The sequence below is a fragment of the Fibrobacter sp. UWB13 genome (assembly GCF_900177805.1).
Classification (GTDB): domain Bacteria; phylum Fibrobacterota; class Fibrobacteria; order Fibrobacterales; family Fibrobacteraceae; genus Fibrobacter.
The window spans coordinates 809,617-825,897 of the sequence record NZ_FXAX01000001.1; the positions used below are offsets into that span (position 1 = coordinate 809,617).

Below are 16,281 nucleotides of genomic sequence, written 5' to 3' on the forward strand. Positions count from 1 at the left end.
ATTACAACATTTGGAGGGTAAATGATGAAAAAAATTATGTTGGCAGCACTTTGCGCTGCGTCAGCCATTTACGCAGGCACATTCGAAACCTGGATTGGAGCTGATTACGCCACAAGAGTAGAAACCGGACTAGGCAACGAAACCAATACCTACGGAATTTGGTACGACTTTAATGATTATTACGAAATAGAAACTTATGGAATAATAGGCGGGGAACTTAGACCAGGCTCCTGGTTATATACCATGTCCGAAGCATGTTATGATCACGAATACAACTGTGTCGAATATTTTTTTGATCCTGTCGTAGAATATTGCGCCGCAATTTGTGGAACAGCCCGTTTACGAGAAGGAGCGCCTACCGCACAACCGTTCGTGGGCGTCGCATTCAACGTTGTCGGCAAAGTATCAAAAGATAGCCCAATTCTAGCCACGGGTGACGCCTCTGCCTGGGGTGGACTCTGCGTAACCTACTCCTCTGATGCGGACATATACCTAGAACTTGGGCTTGGCAACACCATTGATTCAACGATGAATTACGCACTCCCTGCAGTAAAGCTCCCAGCCTCCAAAACGGACAATAGAATTATCGCCTCATGGTCCGACTTTAAACAACCTTCAGGGTACGATGGTTCTGTCAAATTTGACGGAGAAACAGCAGCAAAACAATTGGCTTCTATCAAATTTAAAATTCAGGCGGATTCCGGGGACTACGATTTCAATATTTGCGCGGTAGGTCCGAAAGACGGAACATGCCCAGAAAAATGCATCAAACCTTGGCTCGAACAAGAAAACAAGATTGCTCGCGGTGTTTCAGCAATCAAGACTAATTTGAACGGGCGCACGCTTGGATTCACGGGAATCAAGTCCACCGCCACCGTCGAGGTTTTAAATTCTCTTGGGCAGGTCGTGATGAAAAGAGCTATAGGCAACAGCGCCCAAACGCTCAACCTCGCCGCGCTCAAAGCAGGAGTTTATTTGATACATGTTGTTGGAAAATCAACAAACTTAGTTCGTAAAATTTTGTTAAAATAAATAGACAAAATATTTAATATTTTTTATCATTGGTACAAATCATATCAAACCAAGGAGAATCTAATGAAAAAAATTTTCTTGATTGCAACAACTGTGTTGGCTTTTGCAGCAAGTTCTTTCGCAACACCTTCCAAACCGTTTACCTCAGGCATTTCTCTCTCGGAAACAACAGAATTCGCCCGTGGCAGCGACGCACCTGATTTCGACGCTTTGTTGGGATACAGAATCAACCTTACGCTTGCTTACAACGCCATGATTGGAATCATCCCCAATCTTTATGTCCACCCGGCACTCGGCGTGAGCCTCCGCCTCAGCTCTGAATCCGATAATAAGAACAGTGGCAGTGGCTTCAACATGTCCGTTTCTTCCAATGATGAAAAAACGGTTTCTGCTTTGGACGTTTTGCTCCCTGTAACAGCTCGTTATTACATCACAAACAATTTCTTCGCTGAACTCGGCTTGGAATTCGACTTCAACATTTTGGAATCCTACAACACTGGTAGCCAAAAAGAAGACGATTATTACGAAAGCATGTATGAACCAAGCGCCGTTAACCTGGGCATCGTAGGTGGCATCGGTGCAACATTCAATTTCGGTCTCGAAATCAGCCTTACCTACACGCACGGTCTCACGGATCTTTACAAAGAAAAGAAGGTTGTTGATTTAAACATCATGGGCTACTCCATTGCACAGAAAAACGCAAACTGGTCTTACAGCCGCCTCAACTTCAACATTGGTTACTGGTTCGGCTACAGAAACTAATCTTAGTTAAAAGAACTCAAAAGCCTCCGATTAATCGGAGGCTTTTTTGTTTTTGTTTTAATAGAAAGCTTTGAGCACAAAACAAAAACGCCCACGGGTACTACCCGCGGGCTGTTTTGTTAAGAAGGAAATTCCCACTCGGTAGCGGGAATGACATTAAATGGAACCCGTGAACAACAAACGCCTCGTATTGCGATTTCATCGCATAAACCGGCGCCTCAACAATAGAAACAAGCAAGCTTGTTTCTGCTGTATTCGGCTTGGATTTATTTAACGAGGCGTGGTTGCGAGAGCGAGGCGAAGACGGAGTCCCCGCCATGCATAAGAGCCGAGCGGTCTGATTACGTGTGAGCGAGAAACGCCTGGCATTAGCCAGGCGTTTTCGCGAGAGTGAGCGTCGCTCACATATTTCTATTTGATTCTGACGCGAACGGTTAGGTATGTGCGTCAACCCATTCAGCGTTCTTCTTGCAAGCTTCGACAGACTTGTCGAAAGCAGCCTTTTCTTCGGCGCTCATCTTGACTTCGAGAATCTTTTCGACACCGTTTGCACCAACGACAACCGGCACGCCGCAGTAGAGGCCGTTCACGCCGTATTCGCCATTGAGCTTAGCAGCGCAAGAGAACACGCTCTTCTTGTCGAGGAGGTACGCTTCAGCCATGTGGATAGCAGAAGTTGCCGGGCTGTAGAAAGCAGAACCGCGACCGAGGAGGTTCACGATTTCGCCACCTGCACCAGCAGTACGCTTTGCAAGTTCAGCAAACTTTTCCTTGCTCATGAGCTGAGAAACCGGGATGCCACCGACAGAGACGCATTCCATGATGGAAACCATCGTGTCACCGTGGCCGCCCATAACGAGAGCCTTGACGTCTTCGACGGAAACGCCGAGTTCGTCAGCAACGAAGCAAGCGAGACGAGCAGAGTCGAGCACGCCAGCCATACCGATAACCTTGTTAGCCGGGAGACCAGACTGCTTCTGCATGTTGTAGACCATGGCGTCGAGCGGGTTCGTAATAACGATCACGAATGCATCCGGAGCGTTTTCCTTGATAGCTTCAGCAACAGTCTTGATAACGCCGCAGTTCTTGTCGAGAAGGTCGTCACGGCTCATGCCCGGCATACGCGGGAAACCAGCGGTAACGATAACAACGTCAGCACCCTTAATAGCGGAGTAATCAGTAGAACCCTGAAGATCAACGGACGAATTGATGACGGAGCGGCCTTCCATAATGTCGAGAGCCTTACCCTTCGGCATGCCCTGAGTCATCGGGATGTCGATAAGCACGACGTCACCGAGGTTCTTCTGTGCGAGCACGAGAGCCATTGTACCACCAATTTGACCAGCACCAACGAGTGCAATCTTCTTTCTTGCCATGATTAACCTTCCTTTTAAGGTATTAAAAATTTTACGTGTCAAATATAGCAAAAGAAATGTAAAACCGGCAACGTTACAATGTTATTTCTTTGTCATACGAGAAGGAGTTTCCCGTTAAAGGCAAGAAGACAATGAGTGCACTGGAAACCGTCATTTTTGTAATAGCCAATAGCGACTAACTAGTAACTTTACTAAATTTGAGCCCACTATGAGTATTGCTATTCCTCAACTGCCCAAGGGCACACGCGATTTTTACCCGGAAGCCGAGCGCATCCAGAACTATATTTTTGACACATGGCGCAAAGTCGCCGAAAGCTTCGCCTACGAAGAATACGAAGGTCCGATGTTTGAGCATCTGGAACTTTACACCGGCAAGTCCGGCGAAGAAATCGTAAGCCAGCTCTACAACTTTAAGGACAAGGGCGACCGCGAAATCGCACTCCGCCCCGAAATGACGCCGACGCTCGCCCGCCTCGTGATCCAGAAGGCCCGCGAACTCAAGAAGCCGTTCAAGTGGTTCTCCATGCCGCGCCTGTTCCGTTACGAAAAGGCTCAGAAGGGTCGCCTCCGCGAATTCTTCCAGCTGAACATGGACATCATCGGCACCGAAAGCATTTACGCCGAAGCAGACTTGCTCGCTTCTATCGCTACAATGCTCCGCAAATTCGGTCTCAAGGACGCTGACTTTGCCATTGGCGTTTCGAGCCGCAAGCTCCTCGCCACCTACCTCGAAGAAATTGGCGCCCCGAACCCGGCTCTCGTTTACCCGGTTCTTGACCGTCGCTTGAAAATCGGTCCGGAAGCATTTGCCAAGGCACTTACCGAAGCAGGCCTCTCCGAAGCACAGATCAAGCAGCTCGACGATTTCATGAGCTGCAAGTCCATCGAAGAAGTGAAAGCGGCCGTCAAGAGCGAAAACGCAGCAGCAGCTCTCGCTGAAATCGAAAACCTCTTCGCAACGCTTGCCGCAGCAGGCTTTAGCGAATGCGTGAACCTCGACCTGTCCATTGTGCGTGGCCTTGCCTACTACACAGGCATCGTGTTCGAAGTCTTTGACAAAGGTAAATCCATGCGCGCTATCGCAGGCGGTGGACGTTACGACAGCCTCACCGAAAAACTCGGTGGCGACCGCATCCCGGGCGTGGGCTTTGGCATGGGCGATGTCGTGCTCGCCGACCTCCTCCGCGAACGTGGACTTCTGCCGAGCCCGAAGCAGCATGTGGACTTCTACATCGCAAGCTTCACGAACGACATGAAAAAGATCTTCGAAACGGCCCAGGTGTTCCGCGCAAACGGCAACTCTGTTTCTCACCCGCTCGCCACCATGAAGATGGGCAAGCAGCTGGAACAGGCCAACTACCAGGGCGCAAGCATCGTCGTTTATGTCGATGGTGACAAGGCCCAAGCCGGTCAGTTCGAATTCAAGGACCTCCGCGACGGCACCATGCACGTTGGCGATGTCGCCGCGATTGTTGAACAGCTGAAAGCTTAACTATGACTCCAGTAAAAGTATTACTCAGCATCATTTCTCTGTACCTCGTTCTCGGGCTGATGGCGCTTGCCTACCCTGAAGACGGAATCCATGTTGGCGATACGACGCTCCGCTACCCGAAGCTTTCCCAGGTTTTCGAGAAGGCCGAAACGACAACGGACTCCGCTGGAAACACCGTCAAAGTCGAACAGGTCGATCCGGAAGAAGCCATCCGCCAAATGATGGAAGAGACCAAGGCAAAGCAATTTGCAGCATACTCGGATTCTCTCAAGTACTACGAAGACTTCTTTAGAGAAGGCCGTACTCGCTTTGACCTGCCAGACAACGACCTCACGTGGTTTGATCGTTTCTTCGAAAACCTTCAAAAGGCACAAAAGGATTCTAGCGTTGTTCACATCATCCACTATGGCGACTCGCAGCTCGAAGAAGACCGCATTTCTTCGGCTATCCGTGAAGACTTGCAAACGGAATTTGGCGGTAATGGTCCGGGCATGCTCCCTGCCGTGATGCACATTCCGTCGCAGTCGACTTCGCAGTGGAACAATGGCAACATGCAGCGTTACATTGTCTTTGGCCCCAAGGAAGAACAGGCGACACACAACCGCTATGGTCCGTTAGCACAGGTGGGCGAACTCAATGGTTCTGCCGTCATCGGTGTCAAGAAACGCGAAAACAAAAAGGATATGTTCCCGCACGTCGGTAGCTATTCTACCATTAGGGTTCTCGCCGCCAAACGTGGCAACTTGAAGCTTCGCCTTACCTACGAACACATGGTAAACGAAGTCGTGGGACAAAATGCAGACGGAAGCCCCAAGTTCAAAATCAAGAACAAGAAAGAAACCGCCGCAGATCCGACTTTGGACGAATACACGAAGCTTAGAGTTTATACGTGGAAACTCCCGGACACGACATCGAACATCAAGCTTTACCTGAGCGGTCGCACGGAAATTTATGCCGTTTCTGTGGACGGTGCTTATGGTGTCGCTGTGGACAACGTAGCTATGCGCGGTAGCTCGGGTACAGTATTCCACAAGATCGATAGCCAGCTCCTTGCCGAATCTTACAAGGCAATGAATGCGAAGCTCATCATCATGGAATATGGCGGAAACATGGTTCCGAGCATGACGCCCAAGACTCTTGACTGGAGCAAAAAGCTCATTACCAGACAAATTCAGGCTGTCAAAAGGGCAAACCCGGATGCAGACATTTTGTTCATTGGTCCTGCCGACATGGCAAAACAAATTAATGGCAGATGGCAAACTTATCCGGGACTTGGCATTACCATCAAGATGCTTCGTGAAGTGGCTCTTGAAAACGGACTTGCTTACTGGGATATGCACCGCGTGATGGGTGGCGAAGGCGCCATGATCAAGTGGGTCAAGAAATCTCCGCCACTCGGTTTTACCGACCATGTCCACTTCACTCGCAAGGGTGCAGCTTACATGGGCGATCTGTTCTGTTCTTCGCTCCACATGTATTACGATTACTTCCAGTTCCGCGAAAGGCACAAGCTGAACGATTCGAAGCTTAAGGACATCCGAAAGTTCTCGGATAAAAAACAGGCTAGTGCTGACACGCCCAAAGTAATTGATTTGAACAAAGAAAAGCTAAATCCTTAAATACCGGAGGGGGTGTTAAGTGAAGAAAAAGCTTGCCGTCATTGCTGCCATACTTGGCATCGTTAGCATGGGATCCATGGTTTCTGCAAAGGACATGGAAATAACCCCAGGCTATTATGACGTTGACTTTACGAAATACGATTTTATCGATACGTCTTTGAATACCATCCAGTTCCCGCAAGGGAGCGCTAGTTTCGAGCCGTTCTTCAAGAAGCTCGACACGCTCGTTTTCGAGAACAGGGGCAAGGTGCGCATCCTCCACATTGGCGGTTCGCACTTGCAGGCAGACGTCATCTCGGGCCGCATCCGCGAACACTTGGTAAAGGAATATCCGGGTGCATCGGCAGGCCGCGGTTTCGTATTCCCGTATTCGGCAGCTAGGACAAACACCCCTGCAAGTTACGCTAGCTATTATAAAGGCATCTGGGACAAGAACAAGAACGTCCAGCACGAAATCACTAAACCGCTCGGACTCCTTGGCATTGCCATCAGCACTCGCGACCCGCGTGCCGAAATCACGCTCCTTTTGGACAAGTACAATACCGAACCGATTTGGGGCGAAACAAGTTTTAGAGTTTTCGGCTATAGCGACAGCAACGACGTCGAACCGGTGCTCCGCATCGATTCCATGGACGTCTTTGGAACGTTCGATGCCTCTAGCCAGAGCTACGTTTTCACGAGCCCGCGCCCGATTGACACCATCCAGATTGCGTTCCGCTGGGCAGATACGACCAAGCAGGCAGAAGTCGCCGCATTCATCACGGACTCGCTCTACAAGGATTCTGTGGCCCGCGCAGACTCGCTCGCCCGCGTCGCCGATTCTTTGCGCATGGATTCGCTCGGCATTACGCCTCCGGCAAGTTCCGCACAGCAAATGGCACAGGCAGTTGCCGCAGACTCGATGTTCCAGGGCGACTGCGAAGACGTTCTCGATACAAACTGCCTGAACCGCGATGAAGACTTGCAAGCCGCACTAGATTCTGCCGCTGCAGATACGGTTCCGCCTCGCCCGCACTTTACGCTCACGGGCATCTTGGCAGAAAACAATGCACCAGGCATCACGTACACGAACGTCGGCATCAACGGTGCGAAGGTTTCGAACTACTTTGAAGAGACATGCCCGCTCTTTGAAAAGGAAATGTCTTATTACAAGCCGGACCTCGTGATTTTCGCCATCGGCATTAACGATGCCAACGTTGACGTCTTTAACGACAAGGCGTTCCGCGAAGATTACGACATGCTCATCAAGCGCATCCGCAAGGTGAGTCCCAAGACGGCTTTCATTTTCGAAACAAACAACGACTCCTACCGCAAGGTCCGCAAGAAAAAATACGTGCAGCACCCGAACGGTGAAGTCGCACGCAAGGCTTTCTTTATGCTCGCCGACAAGCACAAGGCAGGCGTCTGGGACAAGTTCTCCATCATGGGAGGCTTAGGTTCCATGGCTAAATGGGAAAAGGCGGACCTCGCCAAGAAAGACAAGGTCCACTTCAAGACCGCCGGTTACCAGTTGCTCGGCGACATGTTCTACAAAGCTTTGATGCAGGCATACTTTGACCACATAGCAAGCCTCCCTGCTGAAGCTCCGGTCGTTGCACAGGCAAAACCCGCAGCAACCCCGACTCCAGCCCCAACACCAAAGACAATTCCGGCAGCATCGAGCGTAGCCCCAAAGACGCCAACACCGTCTGCCAAAACAGCTTCGAGCACAGCCACGGCATCTGCTACAGCTCCCGCTGCAGCCCCGGCAAATGCAAAGGCAGCCGCTGCAATTCAAGCTAAGGTCGCAGCCCCCGCTCCAACAGCAGCACCGGCAAAAAAAGAAGTAGCAGCCAAACAGCCTGCCGAAAAAACGGTTGCTCCACCGCAAATGCCAAAGCTAGCCGCCGCAGCTCATAAAGATGTTCCAATGCCTGAAGTTGTAAAACAAACCGCACAACCCGCGCAACCCAAAATTCAAATTCCGCTGAAACCTCAAGCTCAAGCAGCGGAATCGCCGACAACACCAACTCCCAGTGCGACGGACTCCAAATAATTTTCTAATTTACAAGCCCAAAAATCATGCTTGACTATATCATCCCCTACCTGACCCGCACATTCGCGTTTGACCCGAACTCCCCGTTACTCTTCACCCAGTTCTATTTCTGGGGTTTCTTCGCGGTCGTTTTCGCCATCTTCTCGTTAGTCCACAGCAAGCTTTTGCTCCGCAACGCATTCCTGTTTGCGACAAGCTTGTTCTTCTACTACAAGACGAGCGGCAGCTACGTGTGCATCCTCATCTTCTGCGTGATAGCAAACTTCTTCATCGGCAAGTGGATTGAGAAAGCAGAAGAAAAGTGGAAAAAGAAACTCTTGATGATTATAGTCGTGATTATCGACTTGCTGGTGCTCTGCTATTATAAATACTCTTACTTCTTCCTGGATGCACTTTACGACTTTACCGGCATCGAGCTCCACGTGTACAACTTCTTTGCCGCCGCAAGCAATGCAATGTTCAACACGCACTCGCTCGTCGATACGATTATCCTCCCGGTCGGTATTTCGTTCTTCACGTTCCAGGCGATGAGCTACTGCATCGACATTTACCGCGGTAAGATCAAGGCCGTAGACAACATCCTGAACTTCGGCTTTTACCTTTCGTTCTTCCCGCAGCTCGTGGCAGGACCGATTGTGCGTGCTGACAAGTTTGTGCCACAGCTTTACAAGCCGTATTTCCTCCCCCGTCGCGCCTTCGGCATGGCAGTGTTCTGGATTTTGAACGGTCTTGCCAAAAAGATTATCTTGAGCGACTACCTCGCCACAAACTTTGTGGACCGCGTTTTCGATACACCGCTCCTCTTTACCGGCCTTGAAAACCTGATTGCCCTTTTCGCCTATTCTTTACAGGTTTACGCCGACTTCTCGGGTTACACGGACATTGCTATTGGCGTTGCACTTTTGATGGGCTTCCGTCTGCCGCAAAACTTCAACAGCCCGTACAAGGCCAAGAGCCCGACCGAATTCTGGCGCCGTTGGCACATCTCGCTTTCTAGCTGGTGGCGCGATTACTTGTACATCCCCCTTGGCGGTAACAGAAACGCAACCGTCGGCACGTTCTTCTGGATGGGTTTCTTGAGCCTTGTGGCCATTCTCCTTTCTGGCAGCATGTGGGTCGGCATCGCTCTTGGCGTGTTCTTCCTCTACATTGCGATTTTCGCCTACTTCAAGCCGGAATCCCGCAAGACGATTACCACGAACATGAACGCTATGGCAACGCAGATTGTCGGCGGTTGGTGGCATGGCGCTAGCTGGAACTTCATCATCTGGGGCGGTTTGAACGGCTTTGGCCAGGTGTTCAACAAGCTCTGGGTCAAGCGCAGCGCGACTGTCCGCGCATCGATTGCTCTTGGATTCTTTGCACTGAGCGCGATTCTCTACAAGCACTACACAATTCCTATATGCGCCATTACAGCCGTGTGGTTCGGCGTGCTTTTCGTGGGCATCTACTCGACCATCATTTATCACTTGTTCTGCCAAAAACAATTGCCGTGGCTCACGACCGCATGGAATGTGACGCTCACGTTTGTGTTCATCACGTTCACGCGTCTCTTCTTCCGCGCAGGTTCAAACCTCGACCCGGCTGAAGCAAACGAAGTCGCATGGAACACGGCAAAGAACATGGTGCACCAGATGGGTACCGCCTGGCGCTGGGACACGATTCTCCCGATTGCATGGGAACACATCAATATCATACTCGTGTTCATCGCTGGTATGCTTATCCACTGGATTCCGAAGCGCGTGAAATCCCGCTACCGCATCACGTTTGCATCGCTCCCGATTCCGGGAATGGTGGCGGCAACGGCGTTCATCATCTTCGTGATTTACCAGTTCATGAGCGCAGACAGTTGTCCGTTCATTTACTTCCAATTCTAGTTATTGGTCAATGGTTATTAGTCATTAGTCAGTGGTCAATCGTTTGTAGCAATTCAATGTCATCCCGCGAGATTCGCGGGATTTTTTTAAGACAAAATCCGACATTTTGACCATATTTATTGCAATTTGAGCACACGATAGGTTACTCAAATTTACAATAATGTTACACAAAGTTTTCTTGTTAATATCTAGTGAAAAAATATCCCAAATGTAGTGACAAAACGCAAAAAATTGAGTATTATTGAGTCCATATATATAGACCCCCTATTTTTATGAAAATTAAAACTATACTCATTGCAGGAGTCCTGCCACTCGCACTTTTCGCAAAAGATGACGACATGGCGGGAAAAATTGTTCCTCGTCTCGTTGAATCCAGAAGTACAGAATTGAACCAGACTATCGATGGTATCAACGACTTCGCCACAGAAGCCGAAGCCCAAACCGTCGGAAAGTTCGTCATCAACGAAAGCAACTTTACTCATAAAAAATCCAAGTCCCGCAAGGCTAAAGCCGCAGCCAAGGCTGCCCCTGTCGTCAGCGTCAAAGAAGCAGTCACGGCAAATCTCGGGACCGAAGAAGGCATCAATAGCGATAGCCTCGACACTGAAGAAGCCGTACGCGAATATGCCGAAGCAGATGCCGATATCAAGGCAACAACAGACTCCGCTTCCACGGGCGCTCCCGAAAAACTTTTTGTCCTCGACATGACGACTTCCATCATCCCGACGGAAAGTCGCCGCATCGCAGGTCACTATGGTCCGCGCAAGCACCGCATGCATCGCGGTGTAGACCTCGGTCTCTGCCACGGCGAAGACCGCACGATCGTCGCTGCATTTGCAGGCAAGGTCGTCAAGGTTCGCAACCAGGGCCGTCGCAAGGGTTATGGTCGCTACGTGATTTTGGATCACGGCAATGGTCTTACCACGCTTTACGCTCACCTCGAACGCTGGAAGGTCAAGGTTGGCGATGAACTCCAGGCTGGCGATACGATTGGCGTTGGAGGCAACTCAGGCCGCTCGTTCGGCGCCCACTTGCACTTCGAAATGCGCTACAACGGCATCTACATCAATCCTGAAACTGTTTACGATTTCGCCGAAGGCACATTCAGAGATATTTCCGTCACGCTGGATACAGACAAGCTCCAGGAAATCGAAGCCGCCTACCAGAAGGAAATCGGCAAGAGCAAGTTCTATAAAGTTCGTCGTGGCGATTGCCTCGGAAAGATTGCCCACAAGTACGGCACATCTGTCGAACAAATCAAGCGCTTGAACAACCTCAAGTCTGAAAAGATCCGTCCGGGACAAGTGCTCCGCTGCTCATAAGGAAGTAGGAAGTAGACAGAAAGACAACTGCGTAAGGCGAGTGAAGCGCTTATGCTTGCATAGGCATTTCCGAGCCTAGCAGTTGGTACTTTAGCGAAGCTAAAGTACAATGTCGCGCGGGATTGCGCGACTTTTCTATTTCATATGGCAACCAGCAAACTGCGCAGCCGAGAGGGCATCTCCTTTTTAAGCGAAATATTCTTTTCTAATGAGAAGGCTACAACAGCGCACAAGCGGGCTTATTCCTTCGCAATCTTGTCGTAAGCTTGAATCAATTCGCGGTCCATGTCACGACGGTGCGCCGGGGACGCAAACTTGTTAAGCACCTGGCTTTTGTAAATAGTCCAGTTGCGCGAGAACGCAATGTGCATCACAGAAGCAATCAAAAGTCCCGGCAACAGGCTGTAGCTACCCGTCATTTCACAGACCATCACAACGCCTGCAATCGGAGCCTTTGCAGCGCCCGCAAAAAATGACGCCATCCCCACAAGGATGAACATCTCAGGCATGCGAATAACTCCCGGAAACGCAAGTTCGCATATTCCAGCAAACATAGCGCCAATAACGCCACCAATAAATAGCGATGGTCCAAAGACACCGCCCGAACCGCCCGAACCGACCGTAAGAGCGGTCGCCACAATCTTTGCAAGCACGATACCGAGCAAGAGCAAAACGCCCCACAGCGAATGCGGCACAAGCCCCGCCATTAGGTTGTCAATAAAATCAAAGCCGCCACCCGAAACTTCCGGGTACGCAAAAATCAACAGAGAAATGAACGCGCCACCCAACGCAGGCTTGAGCCAAACGGGGATTTTCCACTTGCTAAAACGGCGTTCCGACTCATAGTAAAAGCGCACATACAAATACGAGAATGGGAAACAGAGCACGCCAAGAAGCGCACATGCCAAAAGCTCGACGCCACCCGTAAACGGGAATGCAGGCACGCCACCGATCAAAGGAGCAGTCCCCACAAACGCGACGTAAATCGCAAACGACACCACCGAGGATACGATAGAAGTTGCAAAAGCGTTCGATTCAAAATCCTCGCGGTAAAGCATTTCGACCGATGTGAGCGCTCCCGCGAGCGGAGCCTTGAAAATAGCACCAAGCCCAGCCGCCGTGCCCGCCAGCAAGAACTGTCCACGCATCATGCGCGGCATCTTAAAAAACTTGCAAATCGTGGATGCAATGCCAGAGCCAATCTGCGAAATCGGTCCCTCGTACCCCGCCGAGCCGCCCGTCGCAAGCGTGATAATACTAGCAAAGAACTTGACCGGAGCCACGCGCGCACGAACATTCCCACCTTGATGATGGAAAGAATAAATCATCTTGTCGGTGCCCTGCCCCGCCGTCTCTGGCGCATGCGCCACCTTGTGGATGAAAAGCCCGACAACAAGTCCGCCAATCGCAGGCACCACCGCAAAAGCGTACCACGGCAAAATTCCAAGCGTCCACGGCATGCGAACCCAATCCACAGCGTGGTCAAGCCCCCAATGGAACGCGACAGCGACAAGCCCCGTCACAAAACCGATTACCGCGGCAAGCCCAAGCTTCGGCAAGTAACCGTTCACCACAAGAAGTTTCGCAATTGTACGATGAATCCGCTTCACGCAGCGCAAGATAGAAATTTTAAAAGTGCGCGACAAGGTTTCGCGCACATGTCAAAAACAACGAAAAATCAAGAGATCCTTCGACTCCACGATGTTTCGCTCAGGATGACAAAGCCCCGCAGCTATTTTTCGAGAACCTCGAGCACGAGCTTTTCGAGCATTTCAAAGCTCGGGGCGCCGCTCCAGACGCGCTTGATGTAGCCGTTTGAATCAAGGAGCATGAGCGTCGGGACCGCATGAATCCCGTAACGGCGCCAGAGTCCCTGGTCCGCATCGCGGTAAAGCGGATACGGCGAAGCATGCTGCTTCTTGTAGAACGCAAGGAGCGGCTTGGTCTGTTCAGACGAAATGCCGATGACTTCGAGCCCTTGGCTAGAATACTTGTTGTAGATCTTTTCGAGCACAGGGAGTGTCTGGCGGCAAGGTCCGCACCAAGTTGCCCAGAAATCGAGAAGCGTTGCCTTCGGAGCATCCTTTCTCTTTTCGCCGTTCTTGTAGAAGTTCTTGCCGAATTCAGCCATCTTGCTTCCAATTGCAGAACCCGTAAGGCTAGAAATATCGTCCGGGCGTTCCGTCAGCGTCACCTTCAGCGGGATGCGCTTTCCATCACGGAAAATTTCAATCGCAACCTTCGAACCGACCTTAGCCTTTTTCAGAACGTCCTGTATTTGCGCCACATTGACCAAGTCCTTGCCATCAAAACCGATGACCAAGTCACCCGAAACAATACCGGCCGAGAGGCAGCCCGATTCAGGATGCACGCCAGAAACAAGCAGCGCAAGGTGATTTTCATAGAGGGATTTTTTGTAAATGAGTCCAAGCCACGGTCCCGCAAACGCAGAAGCCGACAAAAGTAAGAGAACACAAATTGCACGAATGATTTTCGACATTTAATCCATCCTATAAATTACTATTTAAAAGAGATAAAAACCGATATTCAAAGCAGCAGTGAAATGAGTTTCACGGCTAAAAAGTTCATCATTCTTATCGACTAGCGCACGCCCCAAGATGTAACTTGCATCCAGCTCGATACGGCACAAAAAACTCGTATTCTTGAAGAACGTAATGTCGCGACCATAACCAAGTGTCAAGCGCGGCGGGAAATAGCTTTTGCCATATCGTTCGAAAGAAATAAACGAAACTCCCAAACGCACAAAATCATCTTCGCGAGTTCCACGGAAAAAGAATCGCCAATCCGAGCCGACTTCAAGATAATCACCAGAGAACAAAGCTACACCAAACAAGTCGAGCGAATGGTGCTTATGGAAGCGATACTCGCCACTCAGCAAAATGCCAGGATGCACGGAGCCCAAGTAATAAACGAGTTCCAGTTCACCCCCAAACGAGAGCGCCGAAAGCGAATCTGACACCGGAGCATTTTCGTAGGGTTGCTCGATAAAGTATCCAGCGAAAGAATGGACACTCACAAGCAAAAGCGCAACGAGGAATATTTTAACGCTCCGGAACTTCAATGTTCGTTAGCCCTTCGGGTTCTTAGCGTCGTAATCGGCGAGAGACTTGAAACCGTCTTTCGAGAGAGCTTCTTCAAGTTCCTTGCGCATCGCATGGGCAGCCATCCAGCGGAAAGCCACCACAGAATAGCACTGCACCGCATCGACACCGAGCTTGATGAGGTCATAAATCTTGTAGCCGTGGTCTATGCCACCGCAAGCAATCACGCTCATCTGCGGGTAATGTTCACGAATAAACTTGACATTACGCACCGTATTTTCGTAAAGCGGGCGACCAGACATGCCACCGCGATCGTTATCAGCACGGAGCGGCGTCAAATCGTCGTACTTCACATGGACAGGGAGATCCGTAACTTTCTTTGTCGGGTACGTGTTGCCCATGACAACGCCGTTCACGCCCACCTTCACCAGCATATCCATGATGGTCGCCGTGTGATTTTCGGGCATATCCGGGCTGAGTTTTGCATAAATGGCCTTGCGGACTGGCTGTTTATTGCGATAATCCGTGATGGCGGTAAAAATCTTATTGACAAGCGTCATGTCCAAATCGAGGCGGTTCTCCCCCGTATTCGGGCAGCTCAAGTTGATTTCAACGTAATCAGCCACGCGGTAAGCGATAGAGAAACTTTCGACGATGTCCTGGAGCTTTTCGTTTTCGTCCGTGATGCCCGGCGTTTCGGCAACAGAGATGCCCACGCACATGCCTGCCCTGTGAGCTGCAGTAATCTGGGTATCCACGCGACGAGTCACCGCATCGACGCCATCGTTGTTAAGACCCATGCTGTTATGAATCGCACGGTCATTCTCGATAAAACCGATACGCGGTCTGTGCGTGTTTCCTTCGCGGACGTGGCGAGTGGCAGTTCCCACTGAGATGCCGCCAAAACCCATGTTGGCAAAATCGCAAATGCGCTTCGCCGTCTTGTTTGCACCAGCCGCGAGCATAATTGGGCAACCGAAATGGAGCGGATTCGAACCATCCGCAAACGTTACCACGCGATTCAGAGTCTTGCTCAAGTCCGGGCGACCACCCATGAACGGGATAATCGGAGCAAAGCGAGCCACATGCTTCAAGGAATCATGGCGAAATTCAGGATTGTTGTGAAAAATGCGGCGAATAAGCGCTAGAACACGGTCACTAGGACGCATGTAATATTCGTGGTTGATGCAATTATTACTCATGTGTAGTAAAATAGAAAAAAAAGACTCCCCTGACGAGGAGCCTTTAAGCTATAGACTTAATAAGGCTATCTAAACATCGCTACTTGAGAGCAAGCATCGTAGCAATATTTTCTTCAGAAACACCAATTGAACGAAGATAATCCGCCCTCTTGGCATCAAGAGCCTCGTACTTTTCACGTTCTTTTTTAGCGCCCTCATTAAAAAAGTGTTCACCAAAGGATTCGTAGCCCTTATTTTTCAAAGCCTCTGGACTATCCATCTTGATTACCTCGCTTTTGTAAGGCCACTTCCAGAAAAAGTACGAAAGCGACTGTTTAATAAAATCCCTACCTTCGTCGGTATTCTGCAGCCTAAGCAAGTGCGCAGCCGCCTCACGAAAAGATATGGAAAACTTCTCTACATCAAAAATATACTTCATCGCAGTCAGGGCGACAAGTGTAAAGGTATTCCTCAATTGCATTGATTTCGTAAGCGATGTCAAATCATTCACACAAAAAAGGTT

The 16,281-nt window shown here is 50.2% G+C and carries 13 protein-coding genes; 7 read left to right on the forward strand and 6 right to left on the reverse strand.

Annotated elements, in window-relative coordinates; all coding sequences use genetic code 11:
• The first annotated feature begins 21 nt into the window (after positions 1–21).
• Positions 22–1,032 (forward strand): T9SS type A sorting domain-containing protein, encoded by a 1,011-nt coding sequence (locus tag B9Y77_RS03425; protein WP_254899904.1) that lies wholly within the window; start codon positions 22–24, stop codon positions 1,030–1,032.
• Positions 1,033–1,095: 63 nt separating this feature from the next.
• Positions 1,096–1,794, forward strand: coding sequence for an outer membrane beta-barrel protein (locus tag B9Y77_RS03430; RefSeq protein ID WP_085490475.1), 699 nt, complete (start codon positions 1,096–1,098; stop codon positions 1,792–1,794).
• A 434-nt stretch (positions 1,795–2,228) separates the two neighbouring features.
• Here the strand turns inward: B9Y77_RS03430 and mdh are convergent, their stop codons facing one another.
• Complete coding sequence (gene mdh, locus B9Y77_RS03435) at positions 2,229–3,170, reverse strand: malate dehydrogenase (RefSeq protein ID WP_014547218.1); 942 nt, start codon at positions 3,168–3,170, stop codon at positions 2,229–2,231.
• A 208-nt stretch (positions 3,171–3,378) separates the two neighbouring features.
• Here mdh and hisS point away from each other — a divergent pair, with 208 nt between their 5' ends.
• The 5 genes from hisS to B9Y77_RS03460 all read left to right on the forward strand — a co-directional run bounded on the left by hisS (position 3,379) and on the right by B9Y77_RS03460 (position 11,515).
• Complete coding sequence (hisS, locus tag B9Y77_RS03440; protein ID WP_085490476.1) at positions 3,379–4,662, forward strand: histidine--tRNA ligase; 1,284 nt, start codon at positions 3,379–3,381, stop codon at positions 4,660–4,662.
• A gap of 2 nt (positions 4,663–4,664) precedes the next feature.
• Complete coding sequence (locus B9Y77_RS03445; RefSeq protein ID WP_085490477.1) at positions 4,665–6,281, forward strand: SGNH/GDSL hydrolase family protein; 1,617 nt, start codon at positions 4,665–4,667, stop codon at positions 6,279–6,281.
• Between the two features lie 19 nt (positions 6,282–6,300).
• The gene (locus tag B9Y77_RS03450; protein ID WP_085490478.1) at positions 6,301–8,316 is read left to right on the forward strand and encodes a GDSL-type esterase/lipase family protein; all 2,016 of its coding nucleotides are present in this window, start codon (positions 6,301–6,303) and stop codon (positions 8,314–8,316) included.
• 26 nt (positions 8,317–8,342) lie between these two features.
• Entirely contained in the window at positions 8,343–10,193 is a 1,851-nt protein-coding gene (locus tag B9Y77_RS03455) for an MBOAT family O-acyltransferase (protein WP_085490479.1), read from the forward strand.
• Between the two features lie 272 nt (positions 10,194–10,465).
• Positions 10,466–11,515 (forward strand): peptidoglycan DD-metalloendopeptidase family protein, encoded by a 1,050-nt coding sequence (locus B9Y77_RS03460; RefSeq protein ID WP_244536518.1) that lies wholly within the window; start codon positions 10,466–10,468, stop codon positions 11,513–11,515.
• A 239-nt stretch (positions 11,516–11,754) separates the two neighbouring features.
• Here the strand turns inward: B9Y77_RS03460 and B9Y77_RS03465 are convergent, their stop codons facing one another.
• The 5 genes from B9Y77_RS03465 to B9Y77_RS03485 all read right to left on the reverse strand — a co-directional run bounded on the left by B9Y77_RS03465 (position 11,755) and on the right by B9Y77_RS03485 (position 16,269).
• A complete protein-coding gene (locus tag B9Y77_RS03465) occupies positions 11,755–13,125 on the reverse strand; it encodes a chloride channel protein (protein ID WP_073424679.1) in 1,371 nt (456 codons plus the stop codon).
• A gap of 122 nt (positions 13,126–13,247) precedes the next feature.
• The gene (locus B9Y77_RS03470) at positions 13,248–14,015 is read right to left on the reverse strand and encodes a thioredoxin-like domain-containing protein (RefSeq protein ID WP_073424086.1); all 768 of its coding nucleotides are present in this window, start codon (positions 14,013–14,015) and stop codon (positions 13,248–13,250) included.
• 24 nt (positions 14,016–14,039) lie between these two features.
• On the reverse strand, positions 14,040–14,552 hold the full coding sequence (locus B9Y77_RS03475; protein ID WP_244536516.1) for a hypothetical protein: 513 nt from the start codon (positions 14,550–14,552) through the stop codon (positions 14,040–14,042).
• A gap of 51 nt (positions 14,553–14,603) precedes the next feature.
• Positions 14,604–15,779, reverse strand: coding sequence for a beta/alpha barrel domain-containing protein (locus tag B9Y77_RS03480; RefSeq protein WP_085490480.1), 1,176 nt, complete (start codon positions 15,777–15,779; stop codon positions 14,604–14,606).
• A gap of 79 nt (positions 15,780–15,858) precedes the next feature.
• The gene (locus B9Y77_RS03485; RefSeq protein WP_139829251.1) at positions 15,859–16,269 is read right to left on the reverse strand and encodes a hypothetical protein; all 411 of its coding nucleotides are present in this window, start codon (positions 16,267–16,269) and stop codon (positions 15,859–15,861) included.
• Between the last annotated feature and the right edge of the window lie 12 nt (positions 16,270–16,281).

What these genes read in the sequence shown, in the direction of transcription:
- mdh (WP_014547218.1), bottom strand. Translation starts at nt 3,170, where the DNA reads ATGGCAAGAAAGAAGATTGCACTCGTTGGTGCTGGTCAAATTGGTGGT.
- hisS (WP_085490476.1), top strand. Translation starts at nt 3,379, where the DNA reads ATGAGTATTGCTATTCCTCAACTGCCCAAGGGCACACGCGATTTTTAC.
- B9Y77_RS03430 (WP_085490475.1), top strand. Translation starts at nt 1,096, where the DNA reads ATGAAAAAAATTTTCTTGATTGCAACAACTGTGTTGGCTTTTGCAGCA.
- B9Y77_RS03425 (WP_254899904.1), top strand. Translation starts at nt 22, where the DNA reads ATGATGAAAAAAATTATGTTGGCAGCACTTTGCGCTGCGTCAGCCATT.
- B9Y77_RS03460 (WP_244536518.1), top strand. Translation starts at nt 10,466, where the DNA reads ATGAAAATTAAAACTATACTCATTGCAGGAGTCCTGCCACTCGCACTT.
- B9Y77_RS03455 (WP_085490479.1), top strand. Translation starts at nt 8,343, where the DNA reads ATGCTTGACTATATCATCCCCTACCTGACCCGCACATTCGCGTTTGAC.
- B9Y77_RS03470 (WP_073424086.1), bottom strand. Translation starts at nt 14,015, where the DNA reads ATGTCGAAAATCATTCGTGCAATTTGTGTTCTCTTACTTTTGTCGGCT.
- B9Y77_RS03445 (WP_085490477.1), top strand. Translation starts at nt 4,665, where the DNA reads ATGACTCCAGTAAAAGTATTACTCAGCATCATTTCTCTGTACCTCGTT.
- B9Y77_RS03480 (WP_085490480.1), bottom strand. Translation starts at nt 15,779, where the DNA reads ATGAGTAATAATTGCATCAACCACGAATATTACATGCGTCCTAGTGAC.